Annotated in this window: 24 protein-coding genes and 2 pseudogenes; 17 read left to right on the forward strand and 9 right to left on the reverse strand. The window is 65.0% G+C overall.

What is annotated here, in order from left to right; genetic code table 11:
• Positions 1-22: 22 nt before the first annotated feature.
• The 6 genes from Q1B08_RS17460 to Q1B08_RS17485 all read left to right on the forward strand — a co-directional run bounded on the left by Q1B08_RS17460 (position 23) and on the right by Q1B08_RS17485 (position 4162).
• The gene (locus Q1B08_RS17460; protein WP_299821711.1) at positions 23-583 is read left to right on the forward strand and encodes a hypothetical protein; all 561 of its coding nucleotides are present in this window, start codon (positions 23-25) and stop codon (positions 581-583) included.
• A gap of 274 nt (positions 584-857) precedes the next feature.
• Entirely contained in the window at positions 858-1436 is a 579-nt protein-coding gene (locus Q1B08_RS17465) for a DsbE family thiol:disulfide interchange protein (RefSeq protein ID WP_236737094.1), read from the forward strand.
• Positions 1437-1546: 110 nt separating this feature from the next.
• A complete protein-coding gene (locus Q1B08_RS17470; RefSeq protein WP_312528960.1) occupies positions 1547-1954 on the forward strand; it encodes a TlpA disulfide reductase family protein in 408 nt (135 codons plus the stop codon).
• Between the two features lie 88 nt (positions 1955-2042).
• The gene (locus Q1B08_RS17475; RefSeq protein WP_043131757.1) at positions 2043-2771 is read left to right on the forward strand and encodes a cytochrome c biogenesis protein CcdA; all 729 of its coding nucleotides are present in this window, start codon (positions 2043-2045) and stop codon (positions 2769-2771) included.
• Positions 2772-2775: 4 nt separating this feature from the next.
• Positions 2776-3390 carry a class I SAM-dependent methyltransferase gene (locus Q1B08_RS17480; RefSeq protein WP_099278771.1) on the forward strand — a complete coding sequence of 205 codons (615 nt, stop codon included), beginning with the start codon at positions 2776-2778 and terminating at the stop codon, positions 3388-3390.
• Positions 3391-3502: 112 nt separating this feature from the next.
• Positions 3503-4162, forward strand: a complete 660-nt coding sequence (locus Q1B08_RS17485; RefSeq protein WP_082379096.1) for a cation transporter — start codon at positions 3503-3505, stop codon at positions 4160-4162.
• Here the strand turns inward: Q1B08_RS17485 and Q1B08_RS17490 are convergent.
• Genes Q1B08_RS17490 through Q1B08_RS17500 form a run of 3 tightly spaced genes read right to left on the reverse strand, consistent with a single transcriptional unit; the run spans position 4146 to position 6748 of the window.
• A complete protein-coding gene (locus tag Q1B08_RS17490) occupies positions 4146-5393 on the reverse strand; it encodes a cytochrome P450 (protein ID WP_047998166.1) in 1248 nt (415 codons plus the stop codon). The two genes, Q1B08_RS17485 and Q1B08_RS17490, sit on opposite strands and share 17 nt — an antisense overlap.
• Before the next feature lie 3 nt (positions 5394-5396).
• Positions 5397-5897 (reverse strand): signal peptidase II, encoded by a 501-nt coding sequence (gene lspA / locus Q1B08_RS17495; protein ID WP_009807499.1) that lies wholly within the window; start codon positions 5895-5897, stop codon positions 5397-5399.
• The gene (locus tag Q1B08_RS17500; RefSeq protein WP_299821734.1) at positions 5894-6748 is read right to left on the reverse strand and encodes a cation transporter; all 855 of its coding nucleotides are present in this window, start codon (positions 6746-6748) and stop codon (positions 5894-5896) included. The genes lspA and Q1B08_RS17500 overlap by 4 nt, the downstream gene beginning before the upstream one ends.
• Positions 6749-6804: 56 nt before the next feature.
• Between Q1B08_RS17500 and Q1B08_RS17505 the strand changes: the two genes are divergently transcribed.
• Positions 6805-7149, forward strand: a complete 345-nt coding sequence (locus tag Q1B08_RS17505) for a metalloregulator ArsR/SmtB family transcription factor (protein WP_036708219.1) — start codon at positions 6805-6807, stop codon at positions 7147-7149.
• Positions 7146-7334 (forward strand): multicopper oxidase domain-containing protein, encoded by a 189-nt coding sequence (locus Q1B08_RS17510; protein ID WP_035746442.1) that lies wholly within the window; start codon positions 7146-7148, stop codon positions 7332-7334. The genes Q1B08_RS17505 and Q1B08_RS17510 overlap by 4 nt, the downstream gene beginning before the upstream one ends.
• Before the next feature lie 245 nt (positions 7335-7579).
• Here Q1B08_RS17510 and Q1B08_RS17515 read toward each other — a convergent pair whose 3' ends face one another.
• On the reverse strand, positions 7580-7852 hold the full coding sequence (locus tag Q1B08_RS17515; protein WP_299821741.1) for a hypothetical protein: 273 nt from the start codon (positions 7850-7852) through the stop codon (positions 7580-7582).
• A 20-nt stretch (positions 7853-7872) separates the two neighbouring features.
• A complete protein-coding gene (locus tag Q1B08_RS17520; RefSeq protein WP_299821743.1) occupies positions 7873-8463 on the reverse strand; it encodes a hypothetical protein in 591 nt (196 codons plus the stop codon).
• A 163-nt stretch (positions 8464-8626) separates the two neighbouring features.
• On the opposite strand from Q1B08_RS17520, the pseudogene Q1B08_RS17525 reads away from it, so the two are divergent.
• Positions 8627-9061 (forward strand): annotated as a pseudogene (locus Q1B08_RS17525) (DUF2726 domain-containing protein); the annotation flags it as partial.
• Between the two features lie 64 nt (positions 9062-9125).
• Here Q1B08_RS17525 and Q1B08_RS17530 read toward each other — a convergent pair.
• Entirely contained in the window at positions 9126-9761 is a 636-nt protein-coding gene (locus tag Q1B08_RS17530) for an SOS response-associated peptidase (RefSeq protein WP_366140045.1), read from the reverse strand.
• A 176-nt stretch (positions 9762-9937) separates the two neighbouring features.
• Positions 9938-10588: a recombinase family protein gene (locus Q1B08_RS17535; RefSeq protein ID WP_299821745.1), complete on the reverse strand. Its 651-nt coding sequence runs from the start codon at positions 10586-10588 to the stop codon at positions 9938-9940.
• 595 nt (positions 10589-11183) lie between these two features.
• On the opposite strand from Q1B08_RS17535, the gene Q1B08_RS17540 reads away from it, so the two are divergent.
• Positions 11184-11486, forward strand: a complete 303-nt coding sequence (locus tag Q1B08_RS17540; RefSeq protein WP_299821747.1) for a hypothetical protein — start codon at positions 11184-11186, stop codon at positions 11484-11486.
• A complete protein-coding gene (locus tag Q1B08_RS17545; protein ID WP_299821749.1) occupies positions 11483-11875 on the forward strand; it encodes a type II toxin-antitoxin system VapC family toxin in 393 nt (130 codons plus the stop codon). The genes Q1B08_RS17540 and Q1B08_RS17545 overlap by 4 nt, the downstream gene beginning before the upstream one ends.
• Positions 11876-12033: 158 nt before the next feature.
• Here the strand turns inward: Q1B08_RS17545 and Q1B08_RS17550 are convergent, their stop codons facing one another.
• Positions 12034-12813, reverse strand: coding sequence for a cation transporter (locus Q1B08_RS17550; protein WP_299821766.1), 780 nt, complete (start codon positions 12811-12813; stop codon positions 12034-12036).
• Positions 12814-12911: 98 nt separating this feature from the next.
• Here Q1B08_RS17550 and Q1B08_RS17555 point away from each other — a divergent pair, with 98 nt between their 5' ends.
• The 4 genes from Q1B08_RS17555 to Q1B08_RS17575 all read left to right on the forward strand — a co-directional run bounded on the left by Q1B08_RS17555 (position 12912) and on the right by Q1B08_RS17575 (position 15301).
• The gene (locus Q1B08_RS17555; RefSeq protein WP_299821752.1) at positions 12912-13301 is read left to right on the forward strand and encodes a metalloregulator ArsR/SmtB family transcription factor; all 390 of its coding nucleotides are present in this window, start codon (positions 12912-12914) and stop codon (positions 13299-13301) included.
• Between the two features lie 236 nt (positions 13302-13537).
• A complete protein-coding gene (locus Q1B08_RS17565; protein ID WP_299821753.1) occupies positions 13538-14470 on the forward strand; it encodes a cation diffusion facilitator family transporter in 933 nt (310 codons plus the stop codon).
• A 174-nt stretch (positions 14471-14644) separates the two neighbouring features.
• Positions 14645-15136 (forward strand): cation transporter, encoded by a 492-nt coding sequence (locus Q1B08_RS17570; protein WP_299821755.1) that lies wholly within the window; start codon positions 14645-14647, stop codon positions 15134-15136.
• 9 nt (positions 15137-15145) lie between these two features.
• Positions 15146-15301: a hypothetical protein gene (locus tag Q1B08_RS17575; protein ID WP_299821757.1), complete on the forward strand. Its 156-nt coding sequence runs from the start codon at positions 15146-15148 to the stop codon at positions 15299-15301.
• A 19-nt stretch (positions 15302-15320) separates the two neighbouring features.
• On the opposite strand, the gene Q1B08_RS17580 is transcribed toward Q1B08_RS17575, so the two are convergent.
• The gene (locus tag Q1B08_RS17580) at positions 15321-15638 is read right to left on the reverse strand and encodes a metalloregulator ArsR/SmtB family transcription factor (protein ID WP_299821759.1); all 318 of its coding nucleotides are present in this window, start codon (positions 15636-15638) and stop codon (positions 15321-15323) included.
• Positions 15639-15753: 115 nt separating this feature from the next.
• Between Q1B08_RS17580 and Q1B08_RS17585 the strand changes: the two are divergent.
• Together Q1B08_RS17585 and Q1B08_RS17590 are read left to right on the forward strand one after the other, a co-directional pair.
• Positions 15754-16661, forward strand: a pseudogene (locus tag Q1B08_RS17585) (MBL fold metallo-hydrolase).
• A 28-nt stretch (positions 16662-16689) separates the two neighbouring features.
• Positions 16690-17064: a rhodanese-like domain-containing protein gene (locus Q1B08_RS17590; RefSeq protein ID WP_299821761.1), complete on the forward strand. Its 375-nt coding sequence runs from the start codon at positions 16690-16692 to the stop codon at positions 17062-17064.
• Positions 17065-17227 lie beyond the last annotated feature (163 nt).

A 17227-nucleotide genomic window follows, 5' to 3' on the forward strand; every position in this document is an offset into this window, starting at 1 on the left:
GCACACCGCTCGAGGTGAAGACGTGGCGGCACCGCTTGCCCCGGCGGATGTTCTGCTATTGTTCTCGGCTATGGGCACCCGCCGACCACGCCGCCACGAGTACGCGCCGCATTGCTTCGCCGTGCGTCTCGCGGCCGAGGCCACGGCCTACCGCTACCTGCCGCCCTATCTCGCACGGCTCCGGGGCGGACATTTCGTCCAGCCCTACAACGCCGTCACCTTCGTCTTCATCGAGGACCTGGCCGATGCCTGCCGGCTGGTTCTGTCCTGCGTCCAGCTCCGCCTGGTCGGGGTGACGGCCGACGACTTCCCGGCCCCGCCCGCCGACATCGGTGGCGAGCATTATTCGGTCCGGCTGGTGATCGCGGTGGAGGGCAAGCGCGGCGATCCGGCGAACCGCCGGACCAGCGACTACCTCGCGGGAGTGACGCACCGCTTCGCGCTGTCGAAGGGACGCCTCAGTTCGGCGGGCGATCCGATTGTGCGGATGCACCTGCCGACGCTGCGCGAGGCCGTCGATCTGGTCCGGGCCTGCCCGCATCTACGGCTCGCCGCGGACAGGTGGCGGGGGTCGCTCAGGTAGCGCGGGGCGGGGGTGCCATGCGAAGCTGCCGTTCGCTGCGTGACGCTGAAAAATCGGCAATGCGGACGAAGGGGCCGTTCAGAGGTCTGAATTCAACGGCCTCTTCAGATACCGACCTTTCGCTGATTTCTTAAGAATCTAGACAGTAAGTATGGCTCGGGTCTGCGAAGCCGCGGCCAAGCCTCCCCCATCGTTCGGCATTGTGATCGGCGACGGTTTGCTTCATATCAGCGGTTGCTGATACCTTATTCCTTCCAAGCATTGATGGCAGGCTATGAGTTCGAAGGATAACCAAGAACAGCGGCGCCGGAGCGGACGGCCGCTCATGATTTTGCCTATTCTTCTGTTTGGGTTGCTGGGCGTAGTCTTCTACTGGGGCCTCTGGAACAACGACGACCGGTTGCCCTCGACGCTGATCGGAAGACCAATCCCGGAATTCGCGCTCCCGCCCATCGAAGGGCGGCAGGACGGCCTAGCCTCGGCGAACCTGCTAGACCAGGTTTCTCTCGTCAACGTCTGGGCGTCGTGGTGCGTCCCCTGCCGCACGGAGAACCCGCTTCTCGTCGATCTTGCCGAAGCGGGCACCGTTCCGATCTACGGTATCAACTACAAGGACAATGCCGAGGAGGCGCTGGGTTTCCTCGAAGAGCTCGGCGATCCCTTCACCCGCATCGGCGCGGACCGATCAGGCCGCGTTGCGATAGACTGGGGCGTCTATGGAGTGCCGGAAACATACATAATCGACGCCGAGGGGCGCATTGCATACAAGCATGTCGGCCCCTTTGATCAGGCCTCGCTTGAGGAGGACATTCTGCCGGTCGTGCGCCGGTTGCAGGCTGAGAGCGACCCGTGAGGCGACGTGACGTCCTTGCCGGAGTCTTGGCGCTTGCGGCAAGCCCTGCCTCCGCCCGACCACCGATCCCTAATCACGGGACTCCGCGTGATCTCCTGTCGCCGCCTTTCGTGGATGGAGATGGACGGAATCTGACGCTGGCGGACTTCGAGGGACGTGTCGTGCTTCTGAACATTTGGGCGACCTGGTGCCCGCCTTGTCGCGAGGAGATGCCGACGCTCGACGCGCTGCAAGCGCGCCTCGGCGGATCGGATTTTCATGTTCTGCCGCTGTCGATCGATCGGGCCGGTCTCGAACCTGTGCGCCGCTTCTACCGAGAGACCGGCATTCGCAACCTCGATCTCTATATCGCGGAGGATACGCGCGCGATGCTGGCCTTGGCCGTGGTGGGCCTGCCGACAACGATTCTGATCGACCGCATTGGGCGCGAGCGCGGGCGCCTCGCAGGCCCGGCCGAATGGAACAGCCCCGAAGCCGTTGCGCAGATAAGCGCTCTTATTGACGAACGTAAGCAATAGGACATGGAAAAGCACGACGACCGCGCCAGCCGTTCCGCTCCGTGCGCACACGTGGTGGCGGTCTACCGATCAGTTTGGAGATGTGGATTTGATTGAACTTTCCGCTCTTGGACTAATGGCGGCATTGCTGGCCGGTGCCGTTTCCTTTCTGTCGCCCTGCGTGCTGCCGCTCGTGCCCGGCTACGTATCCTACGTTGCCGGACGTACGGTCACCGGCAGTGCAGCGCCTTCGAAGGGGCGGGCCGTCTGGCTCAGCTTCTGTTTCGTCCTTGGCTTCTCCACGATATTTATCGCGCTTGGGGCCTCTGCCACCGCGCTCGGTCAGGCGCTGCTGCAGTGGCGCTACGAACTCAACCTCGTCGGCGGCGCGATCGTGATCCTGTTCGGTCTGTTCATGATCGGGGCAGCGCGCCTGTCGGCCATGGAGCGCGACCTGCGTTTTCATCTCGACCTGCCGGGCGGGCAACCGGTCGCCTCCTACGTGCTCGGACTCGCCTTCGGTTTCGGCTGGACACCGTGCATCGGGCCGATCCTCGGCGCCATCCTAACCGCCAGCGCGACAAGCGCGACGATTGGCGAGGGCGTCGCATTGCTTGCCTTCTACTCGGCCGGCCTTGGGATCCCGTTTCTGGTCGTCGCGGGGTTCACCGACAGTATTGCCGGCAGGCTGCGCGGCATCGGTCGTTGGGGTCGCCGCCTGCATCAGGCTGCGGGCGGCGTCATGATCCTGATGGGTTTGGCGATGATGACCGGGCGGTTGAGCGCACTGGCCTACTGGCTGCTGGACACCTTCCCTGTCCTTGCGCGGATCGGGTGAACAGATGCGACTGTACGAGAAACATATCCTCCCTCGGCTGACGCATCTGGCGATGGGCCAGGATCAACTTCTTCCCTACCGGCGCCGCGCCGCCTCCGGGCTGCATGGACGTGTGCTGGAGATCGGGATCGGCTCGGGCCTGAACCTTGCGCTCTACCCCGAGGCCGTGCGTCAGATCATCGGTGTTGACCCGTCGCCCGAACTCCTCTCTCGGGCCGCGCAAACCTCCCATGGCCTGATGCCCGCGGCCGAGATGATCGAGGGCGTGGCCGAAGCATTGCCGCTGGAGGATCGCAGCGTCGACTGCGTCGTCGCCACCTGGGCGCTCTGCAGCGTGTCGGAGCCGGAGAAGGCGCTCGCCGAGATCCGGCGCGTTCTCAAGCCGGACGGCATCTTCCGCTTCGTCGAGCATGGTTTGGCGCCGGAAGCCCGTGTCCGGCGCTGGCAGCGCTGGCTCACGCCTGCCTGGAAGCGTTGCGCCGGGAACTGTCACCTTGACCGCCCGACGAACGCCCTTGTCGAGAAGAGCGGGTTTCGGATCGAGCGGCTCGACACCGGCTACGCGACAGGTCCGAGGCCATTCGTATTCATGTATGAGGGGCAAGCTCGCCTCTACTAAGGAAGCTTGGAAAAAGAACAACATCGGCTTTCGATTCGTGGCGCAACACTAATGGCAAGGCAATCAATTCCCGCCTCGAACTTTTGCTGCAGGCTCCGCATTATGAGGTATTATGAGTAGTCAGAAAGATAACCGGCAGGCCAATCTGACGCGCGGCATCCGCGTCGAGATCGCCAGCCTCGTCTACAACATCATCGAGGTCGTCGTATCCGTCACCGTGGGACTTCTGACCGGCAGCGCGGCACTGGTAAGCTGGGGTCTCGACAGCACGGTCGAAGCCACCTCAGCCGCGACGCTGATCTGGCGCTTGAAGGGGGAGAAGGACGGTGCCGGCAAGCGCACGGTCCTGCACCGCAAGAAGGTCGCGCTCTACGTGGTTGCCTGTGCCTTCTGGATCGTCGTCGCGGCGATCCTCTACGAGGCGGTCTCCGCCTTCATTTCGCAGAAGGCGCCGGGCTTCAACTGGTGGGGTATCGCGATTCTGGGTGCTTCGCTCGTGGTCAACCCGTTCCTCGCCTGGGGCAAGTATCGCTATGGCAAACGGCTCGATGCGCCCGCCCTGAAGTACGATGCCAAGGACACCATGATCTGCCAGTATCAGACAATCGTGGTGTTGGCCGGGATCGGTCTGACGCAATGGATGGGCTGGTGGTGGGCCGACCCGGTCGCGGCGCTTCTGATCGTGCCCTACGTTGCGTGGGAAGCGTTTGAGGCCACCAAGGATGCGCGGTCGGTCGAGCCGGAGGAGGCCGACGCTACTGCCGACGCCTGACGTTGCGCATGATGAACCGGGATTTAGGCATGGGCGGCAGTTCTTCGGTTTCCAGATCCAGATCCTGATCTGGCACTTCGTAGTCGATGGCGTTCACGAAGAAACTGCAAAACGCCTTCATCTGGCTGATCGCGATCCACTCGCCCGGACAACGGTGGTTCCTGTGGTGATCACCACCGCCCTGCGGAATGAAGTCGTAGGGGGTGACCTCCCGATCGTGAAACCGCTCGGGCCGGAACTCTTGCGGCGCGTCCCACGAGCGAGCGTCGGTATTTGTGCCGTAGAGGTCGAGCAGAACCCTGTACCCTTTGGAAAAGCGATATCCGCGCCACTCGAAATCACTCTTCACCCGTGCCGCGACCGCGGGAAAGAACGGATACAGACGGCGGACCTCTTGCACGAAAGGTTCGAGCTGTCCCTCGTCGTCCTTCAGCTTTTGCCGCCACTCGGGATGCCGATGCAGGGCATGCGCCGCCTGGGCGATGAACGCAGAGACGGCGACGATCGGGCGTACTACGTTCAGAAGCTCCACGGCGGCAACCTTGGAGGTCAGCAGCTCCCCATTCAGATCGCGCCACGTCGCGACGACATGGGCGGCGCTTTCCTGTCCTGTCTGAAGGCTTCCGTCGCGCAGCCGTTCAATAATCCCGGCTGTCCAACGCTCTGCGCGATGCCGCGCCAGACGCGCACCCCAGTGCTTCCAGCCGACCGCCCCGGCGTCTTGGAAGAGCGCCGTCATCTGCGCCGTCCGCGTCTCGACCTCCGCTTCGGGAAGCGGCACGCCCGACCAGGCGCAGGCAGCTCTGGTGAGGATTTCGCGCACTTCGTCGTAGAGAACGACCTTCTCCGCCGCTTGCCAGTCCCGTGCGTAGCGGTCCAACAGGTCCCGCGTCGTGTTTTCGAGAGCTTCGATCCGCTCCGACGCCATGAGTGACATAAACATCCGCTTCCGATGACGGTGGGCCTCGCCATCGAGCCCCTGGATGCCCTTTTCGCCGAGCAGGGTTCTCTGGATACGCTTCGGCATCGAGCCTGCGCGCACGAGCCCATCCTCGGAATAGAAGACCTCCGCAGCTGCGGCACCAGTCATGCAGATCGTCTTTTGAAAGAGGATGCGGGTCTCGAACAGGTCGCCCTCAAGATCGCGGCATGTGTCCGGAATGAACTCATATGGGTTGCGCAGCAGGGCAAGCGTGCTGTCGATGCCCTTTGCGGATGGAATGCTGGACATCGATTATTTCCCCGTAACGTTTTCTTCTCGGTGGTTACGTTCGGGCTTGTTCTGCGCCGAGCGGAAGCTGTCCCAGAACAGCAGGGCCGCACCGCAGAAAATCGCCACATCCGCAAGATTGAAGGACGGCCAGTGGTATGTTCCGTAATGGAAATCCAGAAAATCCGGGACGGCCTGATAACGCAGCCGGTCGAGGACATTGCCGAGCGCGCCGCCGATGATCAGACCGAGAGCGGCAGCCGTCAGCCTGTCCGGCGCGCGCCACAACCAGATCAGCAGCCATGCCACGATCACGCCAGCAAGCGCGATGAGACCCCACCAAGGCACGATCCCGCCCAGCATACCGAAGCTGACTCCATCGTTCAGAACCCGCACGAGATTGAGAAAGGGTAGAACCTCGACGCCGCGCTCAAGCGCCGGTGTGTTCAGCGCAAGCGCCTTGGTACCCTGATCGAGGCCGAACGCCGCGATCGCGCAGAGCCCGCCCAGAACGCGGCTGTTCATGCCGCTGCCTTCAGATCGGCCCGCGCATCGCGGATGATTGCCCAAGACGAGTGCAGGAACAGTCCGGCGATGCCGAAGGCGACGATGAGGTCCGGCCAGGCGCTGCCCAGCCACGCCACGAGACCGGCGGCAGCGACAACCGCCGCATTGCCGATGGCGTCGTTGCGCGAGAATAGCCAGACGGCCCGCATGTTCGCGTCGCCCTTGCGGAACCGCAGCAGCGGCAGAACGGAGATGACGTTGACGACAAGGGCGATCATGCCAAGCAGGCCCATTAGACCTGCATCCGGCGTCGTCCGTTCGAAGACTCGCACGATGGTCGTGCCGAGGACGCCAAGGCCGAGCAGGCCGAGGAAGATGCCTTGGATCAAGGCCGACCGTGCCCGCCAGGCGAGGCTCCAGCCGATGGCCAGCAGGCCAAGGAAGGTGATCGCGCCGTCGCCGATGAAATCGAGCGCATCGGCCTTCACGGCCTGTGACCCGGCGATGAACCCGCCGATCATTTCAACGACACCGTAACCCACGTTCAGGATCACGACGATCCAGAGCGCGCGTCGGTAGGCCGGGTCCTGATGGGCGGGATTCGGCGGAATGTCTCCATCGCCTTCGATCCGGTCGAAGCCGTAGCCGGTCACCGCAACGGCCTTTTCGATGTCCGGCAGGCGCGCTTCGGGGGCGCTCAGTGTCATGATGTGCGTCGCCGCCGACACCTTCACATCGTCAGCCGCGACTCCGGCCGACTGCGCCGCCCGCTCGATCTGCGCGGCATCCTTCGCGCAGTCCATACCGGAAACCCGGTAACGGACGGGCGGAACATCTGCCGTCGGTCCGGCACTTTCGGTGTTGGCCATGGTCGCGCTATTCCTGCTAGAATGAATTGAAGAACAACGTATCAGCGAGGAGTGATATGGCCCAAATCGTCGATGACCGCAAGAGCGCGACCATCGAGCGACGGGCGAAGCTGTTCCGCGGCTTCGCGGACCCGAGCCGCCTGGCCATCCTCGGTGCACTTTGCAACGAGCCATTGGCCGTTCACGAGATCGTCGAGCGGACCGAACTATCGCAACCCAACGTCTCCAACCATCTGAGGTGCCTGCTGGACTGCGGGCTTGTCGCCAGCGACCGCGAAGGGCGCTTCATCCGTTACCGTATCAGCAACCCGCGCATCACGGTCCTTCTGAACGATGTGGACGCACTTCTCGACGTGGTCGCAAAGGGTGTTGAGGCGTGTGACAATTATCGTGAGGCGTGAGTCAGAACGGACGGCCGGTCGACTCGGCGCAGATCGGTTGGAAAGATGTTGTCCGTGTGCAGGGTCCGACCGGAATCCTGCTGAGGTTCGACAAGCTGGCTTCGGAAGAGACACCATTCATGTATCACTGCCACATCCTCGAACACGAGGATGCGGGCATGATGGGGCAGTTTACGGTCACATAACAGGACCCCACCCGCTCGACACCGGGCGTCGTCAAGAGCTTACGTCTTCTTGCAGCGTTCTATCAGGTGCCGGTGTCGCCTTGTTGAAACGCATTACGGAGTATGTCTAGACCCGAACGGAGAACACCTCGCTAAGCTGCGGGTCCGCCGAAGCGGCCGTCCAGTCGCTCGGCAGCATTCGTCAAAAAGGGCTCGAAGCTGCCGATCGCCGCATCTTTCGCAAACGCCCGCTCTGAGCTCGCGCCCTAGTCGATGGCCTCGAACGCGACGCCGCCTCCGTCGCCGAAGTATTCGACGTAGCGATTGAACACGGTCTGGAACTCGGTCCGCGCCCGCATGGCCTCATTGTTGAGGCAGTTCAGGTAGTCCTCGGTGCCGTCGATGTAGTCCTGGTACTGCTGGTCGATGAGATCGCGCAGCTCGGGATCGTCCTCGGGCGGCGCGTAAGCGAAGGGCTCTTCGGGCGGCAGGCATCCGACCTGGGCCGCGGCCAGGGTCGGAGCTGTCGTCATTGCCACCAGCAAGATCGCGGCGCGGATCAATCCGTGTAGCGCACGGTCACGGGGACGCCCCGGCCGGTGTCGAACTTCTGCCAGCCTTGCGAGTACGCCTGTGGCGTGTCTGGCTCCAGCGTCAGGTTGACCCAGAAATCCGCCCGCTGCGGCGCGGTCTTGTTGGTATAGGTCGTGACCGTGGTGGTGCCCACATCGCTATCCCAGCCGGTGCGGGCGTAGGCGGTGTCGTAGCAGAACGTGTTGACCGTCTGGTGATGGCCGTCGTCGTCCCAGGTCGTACGATGATAGAGATGCTTGCCCTCGGGGCATTCCCAACCTGCCGGCGTGGCCGGGCTCTTGAACGCATAGTCCATGTCGTAGGCGTCGTACTCCGCGCCGTTCGACATGGCGCAGAAGCCGATGGGGGATTTGCCGTCACGCAGGCGGTCCATCATGTGATCGAAGGCGTCCGAGCACCCGGACGGAAAGCCGCCGGGCAGGCAGAGAAGCAGCTTGCAGTCCATGTCGTAGTCCGCGGCCGAGGCGGTGGACGGGGCAAAGCTGGCGAAAGCGGCGATCGCTGCCGTGCCGGCGAGCGCGACCGTGGTGGAGCGGGTCCAATCAGATGTCGTCATGTTGTCTCCAAAGGAGGGTAGGAGAAGGGTGTGGCCAGATCCTACCACGGGGAAACGAACCGTGAATCCTCAATTCTCGCTTGAGACGATGTTTTGCGCGGATGTTCCTTTTCCGGTCGCATTGTAGGATGGCCTTGCACGACCGGACGAAAGGATCGCGACCATGATAAACCCCTTGATCGACAGCCTGCTGATCGTTCTTGCTGTCGCCTTGCTGCTCATCGTGGTCGCAAGAATTATCAGCGGGAAAGGCATCTTTCGGCCGTCGTTCGAGGCACGGCCGATCCTGAACAAATCGGAGCTGCGCCTCTACCGGATGTTATGCGCCGAGCTTCCCGCCGGCTGGACGGTGATGTGCCAAATGTCCTACGGCGCGTTTCTCCGTAATCGCAGCTTCAAGCGATACATGACCGTCAACGCCAAGCGGGCCGATCTCGTCGTCCTCGATCCGTCCCTGACGATCGCGGCGGTAATCGAGTACCAAGGCAGCGGCCACTACGGCAACTCGAAGGCGAGCCGGGACAAGGCGGCGAAAAGCGATCGGGTGAAGCGCCAGGCGTTGTCCGAAGCCGGGCTTCCGCTTCTGGAGATCCCGGCGAAGTTCGATCAGGCCCTCGTCCGCGACATCGCCCAGGACCTGTCTGGCTTAGGCGATCCAGAGCCTATGCCCCGTCCCGCCGCTCCCCTTCAGCCACAACTTTCAGCACGTCGTCCGAAAGCGGCCGTTGCAGCACCTTCGCCTCGTCGAACGGTGCCGTCAGCCATGTCTTCCATTCGTCCGGTTCGGTGAGGATCACCGGCATGGCCTTCGGGTGGATCGCGCCCACGGTCGCGTTCGCCTCGGTGGTCAGGAAGCCGTAAAGCTCGGCCGTCACCTCACCCTCCTTCACCTTCCGCACGCTCGTCCACTCCGTCCAGATGCCGGCAAAAAACATCAGCGGTCGGTCCTCGTTCCGCGCGAACCAGACCGGCGTGCGGCTCTTGTCCTTCTCGACGCGGTATTCCGAGAAGCTGGTGAACGGGACGAGGCAGCGATGCTCGACGCCGAGCCAACGTCGCCAGTGGGCCGAACCGAGATTGCGGACGTTGGTGACGCCGGGATCGGTCTTGCGGTTCTTCAACGCGAACGTCGGCGACGGCATGCCCCACCGCATCATCGCGAGCTCGCGGCCGTCGTCGCCCTGGCGGACCACCGGGGCGGACTGGTCAGGGAAGATCGCGGGCAGGGGGGCGAGGTTGCCGGTGTTGTCCGTCATCACGTCGGCGATCTCGCGGATCGCGGCTTGGCCCCGGGTCAAGGAATACAGGTTGCAGATGGCTCACCCCTCCTCGGCTGTGGCGTTCACCTTGCCACGTCCATCGCGGATGCGCTGCACCGTCATTCGGATGATCCCGAACCGCCGCGCCAGCGGGGAGATCCATGACGGCCTCTTTCGCATGATCCACTGGTGGACAGTGTGGACGCTCCCGATCGTCACCGAGCATCCCGTAGGGGTTGCCCACTGACACTCTCGGCAGCCAACAGCTTCTCTCCTGCCTCCTTCAGCCCTCCGTCCGCCCGGACGTAGTGGTAGAGGGTGGAGGCAGGGATGCCGCCGAGCTCGGCACAGATCGAGGGGATCGAGCGGGCAGGGTTGGCCATGAGGTGTCGGGCATAGCGCAGCTTCTCCACCGTCATGATGCGAGGACGCCCGCCCTTGCGGCCCCTGGCCCGCGCGGCCTTCAGCCCCTCACGCACTCGCTGACGGATCACATTGCGCTCCATCTCCGCGAACGCAGCCTGAATCTGCAAGAAAGCCCGCCCCTGCGGCGTCGTCGTGTCCATTGGCGAGTTCAGTGCCCGGAATGCGACGTCCCGCTCGGCAAGGGCGTCGATCAGGGCGACGAGTTCGGTCGCAAGTCTGCCCAGGCGATCAAGATCGAGCACGATCAGAACGTCGCCCTTGCGCAGGTAGTCGAGGCACGCGGCAAGACCCGGCCGTTCGGAATTGCCGGCACCCTTCGCGCCCGACGCCCGGTCTTCGAACACGCGCTCGCATCCCGCCTTGCGCAGAGCGTCCAGTTGGCGATCGAGCACTTGCACGCCCTCGGCGGTCGATACCCTCGCATAGCCGATCAGTCCCATCGTCCCTCTCTGCGGTCGATCCGGCATCATCGAGCCAAAGGTCACGACAAACCATAGCTCGCGCAGCGTTATCGAAAAAAGATATATCTCGGTTTTTCGTGACGCTACAGATGACGAGTGATATTGAAAGGTGCCCTCCGGCCACGATCACGATAATCACATGGTTGTCGCGAACGGCGCGGTGGGACTAAAGCGGTTTGCCCCCATCCTGACTCACCGGATATTCCCACGAGGGTCATTCGTCTGATTCACCTTCGGCAAGAGGTGGAACATGGGCAAATTCTACTTGATGGATCTTCGCGAGCGGATCTTCGGCCACATCGCCGCTGGTCATTCGTGTCGAACGGCGGCGCGGGTGTTCGCGGTCAGCGCGAGCACAGCGATCCGACTGACGTGCTCGGCTCGGAGGAGGGGATGCGGGAGACCCTCGTTTGTTTGCCTTAGCCAAGCTTAATCGTTGGGTATCGCTTACGGTGTTGGCCATTAAACGACTTTGTGGCTTCCCAAGTCTGATAGCCATAAACGCAAAAGACGGCTATATCTTCAAGATGAGCTCGTAAGCATATTACGAACATTCTCAATGGAGAGAACAACAATGACCAATGACGCCATGCGGACCTTCGAGGTCCCCGTGCAGGAGAACGGCCGCATGATCCTGCCATTGGACCTGCGGCGACGCCTCGGCCTCGACCGAGGCGGACGGCTGGTGATCGAGGCCGGTGAGGTAGGCATCGCGCTGACCACCACGCAGGCGCGGCGGCGGCGGGCACAAGAGATCGCCCGCAAGTACGCGTCTGGCGAGGAAGAGTCGGTCGTGGACGAATTCATCGCCGAAAAGCGCGAGGCGGCGCGGCGCGAGGTGGCCGAGGTCGAGGAAGGGCAGGGGGGCGCCGCGTGACTGCCTGTGTGATTGACAGCTCCGCCATCCTCACCTTCGTGTTCGGTGAGGCGGGGTCCGACGCGGTTTCGGACTGGCTCGACCGCGGCGCGGCTGCCTCCACCGTGATCTTGCAAGAGGTGGCGACGAAGCTGCGCCAGCGGGGGTTCACGCCAGAGGATGCAGCCGAGACGATCGACGTGCTCGGGCTGACTGTCGCTGACCATACGCTGCCGCTCGCCTTGGTGGCGGCGGACCTCTACGCCGGCACCCGCGCGCTCGGCCTGAGCCACGGCGACCGGTCCTGCCTGGCGCTGGCCCAGGCGATGGGGTTGCCGGCGGTCACGGCCGACAAGGCATGGTCCGAGGTGGGCGAAGTCGTCGAAGTGGCAGTGGAGCAGGTGCGGTAGGCCGCATCACAGTATCGAGCGGCGCGGAAAGCATTCCGGTCGCGTCTGGACCTGCGCTTCGCAGCGTTTCAGAAACCCGCAGCGGACCCGCATGCAACGCCGAGAACGTTTCATCGGGCCATCCCGTTAGAGTTGCACCCGGTAAAACGCCTAAAAGCTTACCCGTCCCGCAGATCCGCTCGCGCATCGTGAATGATCGACCAGGACGAGTGCAGGAACAGCCCCGCGATGCCGAAGGCGACGATGAGGTCCGGCCACGCGCTGCTCAGCCACCAGACGAGGGCGGCCGCGACCACCACGGCCGCGTTGCCGATGGCGTCGTTGCGAGAGAAGAGCCAGACGGCGCGCATGTTGGCATCGCCCTGCCGGAAGCGCAGGAGCGGCAGCACGGCCGCGACGTTCACCGCCAGCGCGATCAGCCCGAAAAGCCCCATCAACCCCGCTTCGGGGGGCACGCCGGCGAAGGCCCGCCAGATCGTCGTGGCAATGACGCCCAGGCTGAGGAGGCCAAGGAACACGCCCTGGATCATTGCGGAGCGTGCGCGCCAAGCGAGGCTCCATCCGATGGCGAGCAGGCCGAGGAAGGTGATGGCCCCGTCGCCGATGAAGTCCAGCGCGTCGGCCTTTAGCGCCTGCGACCCAGCCCAGAACCCGCCGACCATCTCGATCAGGCCGTAGCCGAGGTTCAGGACCACCACGATCCAGAGCGCGCGGCGGTAGGCGGGGTCCTGGTGCGCGGGCGCGGCGTCCTCGCCTTCAACGATCCTCTCGAAGCCGTAGCCGGTCGTCGCGACGGCGGCCTCGATGGAGGGCAGGTCGGCCTCAAGCGCGTGCAGCGTCATGACATGGGTGGCGGCCGAGACTTTCACGGCGCCCGGCGCGACCCCGGCCCCTTGGGCTGCCCGCTCGATCTGCGCAGCGTCCTTGGCGCAGTCCATGCCGGACACGCGGTAGCGCCCGGGTGGGAGGGAGGTCGCGCCTGCGGTAGAGTGGGGAGACGGATCGCTCATGGTCGGGGCTCACGGAGGAAACGGGAATGACGCTCGATGTATCATTGCCCGCTGATGCGTCGGGGGCAACCGCTTCGCCCGGGACGGATGCCCTGCACCTGCGCGCAAAGCTCTTCCGCGGCCTGGGCGATCCGAACCGCCTCGCGATCCTCGCCGAACTCGATCCCGATCCCCGGACGGTCGGCGAGATCGTCTCCGCCACGGGCCTGACGCAGCCGAACGCATCGAACCACCTGCGCTGCCTGTCGGAATGTGGCCTCGTCCTGCGCGAGGCGAAGGGGCGGCACGCGCTCTACCGCCTCGCCGATCCGCGCGTGCCCGGCCTGCTTCGCGATGCGGATGCGCTTCTGGCGGCGGTCGCGACCGGGGTGCCGGGCTGTTCGCGCTATGCGGAGGGCGGTCCCGAGAAGCGATGAAGAGCAGCCGTTCCAGCTCCGCGCTTCCGTACCGAGGCTGCCAGCCCTCCATGCGGACGGGGTCCAGGAGGAGGCCACGCCCCTCGTAGTAGCGGATCACCTTCACGCCCGTGCGCCTCGGCAGCGTATAAATGAGACGCCTCCGCATCGCGATCGCCCCTTGAAGCTAGAGCCGCTGTAGATCGTATCCTTTCCTGGCGACGAGACGAACTGACCTCGCCACAGGGACGACCGCCATGGGCTACGATCATTCACACGACCACGCAGGCCATTCCCACGGGCCGACCCTCTCCGCCGGCGACAGCCCGGAGGCGCGGCGCTCCAAGGAACGCGCCATCCTGATCGCCGCCGTCCTGACCGGCGGCTTCATGGGGGCGGAGGTTGTGGGCGGGCTCGTGTCGGGCTCGCTCGCACTGCTGGCCGACGCAGGCCACATGCTGACCGACTTCGCCTCGCTGGTGCTGGCGTGGCTCGCCTTCCGGCTGGCGCGGCGGCCGGCGGACTGGAAGCGGACCTACGGGTTCGACCGCTTCTCGGTGCTGGCAGCCTTCGTCAACGGGCTCAGCCTCTTCGCCATCACTATCTGGATCCTCCGGGAGGCCGTTGAGCGGCTGCGTGATCCGTCCGAGGTCCTGGGCGATCTGATGCTCTGGGTTGCGGTCGGCGGACTGGTGGTGAACGTCGTCGCCTTCTGGGTGCTGTCGCGCGCAGAGGGCGACAACCTCAACGTCCGGGCCGCCGCGCTGCACGTGATGGGTGACCTCCTGGGCTCGGTCGCAGCGATCGTCGCCTCCCTCGTCATCATCTGGACTGGCTGGACCCCCATCGATCCGATCCTGTCAGTGCTGGTCGTCCTGTTGATCCTGCGCTCGGCCTGGGCCGTCGCGCGCGAGAGCGGGCACATCTTGCTGGAGGGGGCGCCTGCGGGCTTCGACGCCCGCACCGTGGCCACGGATCTGGAGGCCTGCGTGCCCGGCGTGGCGCGCGCCCACCACGTCCATGCCTGGTCGATCACCCAGGAACGGCCCATGGCCACGCTGGAGGTCGATCTCGCCTCCGGGGCGGACGCCGATGCGGTGCGTCGCGCCGTGAAGGACCGCGTGCGCGAGACGACGGGCATGGAGCATGTGACGGTGGAGGTATCGACGACCGCAGCTCAGGGCAGATAGGACGATCTTTGTCATCCACGATGCGCGAACGGCAAAGCTGCGGGTCGCAAGCGCGCATCGTCCTGTGATGCTGCGTGGCGACTGCCCCGTCGCCGTCTCGCCAATCGAACACGCTGAACCTGCCGCGCCGCGCCGCGTTATTCTCGCGAGAAAAATGCAAGTCGAGAGGAACCGATGGCCGGAGGCACGCGGGACGACCGGCAGGCCGACCTGAAGCGCGGCATCCGCGTCGAGATCGCGAGCCTCGTCTACAACGTCCTGGAGGTCGTGGTGTCGGTGACCGCGGGCCTCATCACCGGCAGCGCGGCGCTGGTCAGCTGGGGGCTCGACAGCACCGTCGAGGCCCCCTCGGCGGGCACGCTGATCTGGCGCCTGCGCGGCGAGCAGAAGGGCGCGGACCGCCGCACGGTCCTGCATCGCAAGAAGGTCGCGCTCTCGGTCGTGGCGGCGGCATTTGGGGTCGTCGTGGCGGCGATCCTCTACGAGGCGGTCTCCGCCTTCCTCTCGCAGGAGGCGCCGGGCTTCAACTGGTGGGGCATCTCGATCCTGTTCGTCTCGCTCGTGGTCAACCCGTTCCTGGCCTGGGGCAAGCATCGCTACGGCAAGCGGCTGGACTCGCCCGCCCTGAAGTACGACGCCAAGGACACGCTGATCTGCCAGTACTAGACGGTGGTGGTGCTGACCGGCATCGGCCTGACGCAGTGGCTGGGCTGGTGGTGGGCCGACCCGGAGGCGGCGCTGCTGATCGTGCCCTACGTTGCCTGGGAAGGGATCGAGGCCACGAAGGACGCCTGGTCGATCGATCCGGACGAAGCGGGGTCAACTGCATGAAGGCGGCATGCGGCGCGCGTCAGGGCGCGCAGAAGGTCTCGTACAGGGCGCGCATCAACGCGGACGTCTCGTCGTCGCCCAACCGGTAGTGGATCGTCTGTCCGTCGCGGCGGGTGGCCACCATGCCCGCAGCCCGTAGCCGCGCAAGATGCTGCGACAGCGCCGATTGGCCGAGGCCCGTGACCGACTGCAGCTCCCCCACGGAAGCCTCGCCGGGCGGACCCGCTTGGTCCAACCGCTTGCCCGCGAGGTGGCATAGGATCAGCAGCCGCTCGGGGTTGGCCACCTCGGACAGCCGCGCGGCGACGTGCTCGGCCCGCGCCTCAAGCTCCGCCATCCTTCCCTCGGATCGCTCCGACGGAACATTAGACGTTTCTAATTTGTTCATGCGGTGAACCTAGTGCGGCGACCGTCGGATGACGAGCCCGCCTTACTTCGACGCCGAAGGTCCCATTGCCCGACCATCAGCATTTGACCCGTTATTCCCCTCAACCGGCAACGGCAGCCCGGACGTCTGGGGCATCTATGAAGCCGGTACCGGCGCGATCCAGTACGTCGTCGCATGCCCCGAACGAAGCAGGCCGTGGTGATCGACGTGGTGCTGAACTTCGACCCCGCCAGCGCCCGGACCTCGACCGAAAGCGCCGAGCGCGTTCTGGCACTGATCGAGGAACGCGACCTGACGCTGGAGCGCGTCCTCGACACCCACCCGCATGCCGACCACCTGATGGCGCCGCACTGGCTGCGCGAGCGGGCCGGCGCCCCCAATGCCATTGGCGAGAAGGTGCAGGACATCGCGGAGCTTTGGCGCGGCTTCTATCATGAGCCGGACGCCTTCCACCCAGACCGCCATTTCGACGCGCTGCTGGCCGATGGCGACACGTTCGAGGTCGGTAACCTCGCCTTCCGCGTCATGCTCTCGCCCGGCCACACGCTGGGCTCGATCACCTATGTCGCGGGCGACGCGGCGTTCGTGCACGATACGCTGATGTATCCCGACATGGGGTCGAGCCGGACCGACTTCCCCGGCGGCAGCGGGGCCGCGCTGTAGGACTCGATCCAAGCGATCCTGGCCCTGCCCGAGGAGACGCGCTTGTTCGTCGGTCACGACTACGGAACCGAGGACCGCGGCGAGCCGATGCGGGAGGCGACCGTGGCCGAGCACCTGGCATCGAACAGGCATGTGAGCCAGGGCACGACGAAGGACACGTTCGTGAAGACTCGCGAGGAGCGCGACGCCACGCTCTCGCTGCCCGACCGGATGCTGCACGCGCTGCAGGTCAACCTGCGCGGCGGCGCGATGCCCGATGCCGAAGGGGACGGCAACAGCTACTTCAAGATCCCCGCCAACCGGTTCTGAATCGGGGCGCAAGCGAGAGGACGACGACATGAGCGTGAGCATGAAGGATCTGGTGGCCGAGGCGCGCGGGCGGATCGCGGCGGTCTCGCCGCACGACGCGCATGAGGGCGGTGGGCTCGTGCTCGACGTTCGCGAGCCGGACGAGTTGAGCGAGAAGGGCCGGGTGCCGGGCGCTCTGCACATTCCGCGCGGAATGTTGGAGGCGAACGCCGATCCCGACAGCCCCGTGGCGAACGAGACGCTGACCGCCGAGCGGGACGGCCGGACCGTCGACGTGCTGTGCGCTTCGGGCGCACGCGCCGCGCTCGCCGCCGCTACCCTCGATCGCATGGGCTACCGCGCCCGCGTGATCGAGGGCGGCCTGGGGGCTTGGTCAAAGGCCGGCCTGCCGGTCGAGGACTGAGCCCGCCGGTGGGCGAACCGACCGCTGCCCGATGCACCGGAGAGTGCTAAAGCCGCACCCCCCTCAGCCGCAGCGCGTTGCCGATGACCGAGACGGAGGACAGGCTCATCGCCGCCGCCGCGAAGATGGGCGAGATCAGGAGTCCGAAGAAGGGATACAGCAC

Origin of the sequence: uncultured Jannaschia sp. (assembly GCF_947494025.1) — a bacterium.
GTDB lineage: Bacteria > Pseudomonadota > Alphaproteobacteria > Rhodobacterales > Rhodobacteraceae > Jannaschia.

Coding starts and splice junctions, on each gene's coding strand:
- Q1B08_RS17485 (WP_082379096.1), top strand. CDS start 3,503: ATGAGTAGTCAGAAAGATAACCGGCAGGCCAATCTGACGCGCGGCATC.
- Q1B08_RS17540 (WP_299821747.1), top strand. CDS start 11,184: ATGACCAATGACGCCATGCGGACCTTCGAGGTCCCCGTGCAGGAGAAC.
- Q1B08_RS17535 (WP_299821745.1), bottom strand. CDS start 10,588: ATGGGACTGATCGGCTATGCGAGGGTATCGACCGCCGAGGGCGTGCAA.
- lspA (WP_009807499.1), bottom strand. CDS start 5,897: ATGAACAGCCGCGTTCTGGGCGGGCTCTGCGCGATCGCGGCGTTCGGC.
- Q1B08_RS17480 (WP_099278771.1), top strand. CDS start 2,776: ATGCGACTGTACGAGAAACATATCCTCCCTCGGCTGACGCATCTGGCG.
- Q1B08_RS17550 (WP_299821766.1), bottom strand. CDS start 12,813: ATGGACTGCGCCAAGGACGCTGCGCAGATCGAGCGGGCAGCCCAAGGG.
- Q1B08_RS17590 (WP_299821761.1), top strand. CDS start 16,690: ATGAGCGTGAGCATGAAGGATCTGGTGGCCGAGGCGCGCGGGCGGATC.
- Q1B08_RS17570 (WP_299821755.1), top strand. CDS start 14,645: ATGGCCGGAGGCACGCGGGACGACCGGCAGGCCGACCTGAAGCGCGGC.
- Q1B08_RS17465 (WP_236737094.1), top strand. CDS start 858: ATGAGTTCGAAGGATAACCAAGAACAGCGGCGCCGGAGCGGACGGCCG.
- Q1B08_RS17500 (WP_299821734.1), bottom strand. CDS start 6,748: ATGGCCAACACCGAAAGTGCCGGACCGACGGCAGATGTTCCGCCCGTC.
- Q1B08_RS17565 (WP_299821753.1), top strand. CDS start 13,538: ATGGGCTACGATCATTCACACGACCACGCAGGCCATTCCCACGGGCCG.
- Q1B08_RS17505 (WP_036708219.1), top strand. CDS start 6,805: ATGGCCCAAATCGTCGATGACCGCAAGAGCGCGACCATCGAGCGACGG.
- Q1B08_RS17555 (WP_299821752.1), top strand. CDS start 12,912: ATGACGCTCGATGTATCATTGCCCGCTGATGCGTCGGGGGCAACCGCT.
- Q1B08_RS17520 (WP_299821743.1), bottom strand. CDS start 8,463: ATGACGACATCTGATTGGACCCGCTCCACCACGGTCGCGCTCGCCGGC.
- Q1B08_RS17580 (WP_299821759.1), bottom strand. CDS start 15,638: ATGGCGGAGCTTGAGGCGCGGGCCGAGCACGTCGCCGCGCGGCTGTCC.
- Q1B08_RS17490 (WP_047998166.1), bottom strand. CDS start 5,393: ATGTCCAGCATTCCATCCGCAAAGGGCATCGACAGCACGCTTGCCCTG.